Below are 304 nucleotides of genomic sequence, written 5' to 3'. Positions count from 1 at the left end.
AGCGGCATCACCGACGGCGAGGGCTTCATCGACGATGAGGAGATCGGCATCGACGTGGGCGACGAGGGCGAAGGCGAGGCGGGCATGCATGCCTGAGGAATAGAGTTTGACGGGATAATCGAAGAAATGACCGATGTCGGCGAAGTGGGCGATGTCGGGGATGCGTGCTTCGATGGTATCGGGGTCGAGGCCGAGGAGGGAGGCGCCGAGGCGGATGTTTTCGCGGCCGGTGAATTCGGGGTTGAAGCCGGTGCCGAGTTCGAGCAGTGCGGCGATGCGGCCGCGGGTATGGAGGACGCCTTCG

Annotated in this window: 1 protein-coding gene; it reads right to left on the bottom strand. The window is 64.1% G+C overall.

Annotated features, from left to right (window positions below):
- A partial coding sequence (locus tag IV91_RS0114735; RefSeq protein WP_031599570.1) for an ABC transporter ATP-binding protein occupies nucleotides 1-304 on the bottom strand: 304 nt, incomplete at both ends.

The sequence above is a fragment of the Ferrovum myxofaciens genome (assembly GCF_000735045.1).
GTDB lineage: Bacteria > Pseudomonadota > Gammaproteobacteria > Burkholderiales > Ferrovaceae > Ferrovum > Ferrovum myxofaciens.
Note: the sequence above shows the minus strand (reverse complement) of the source record. Positions and strands in the feature narration are given on the sequence as shown.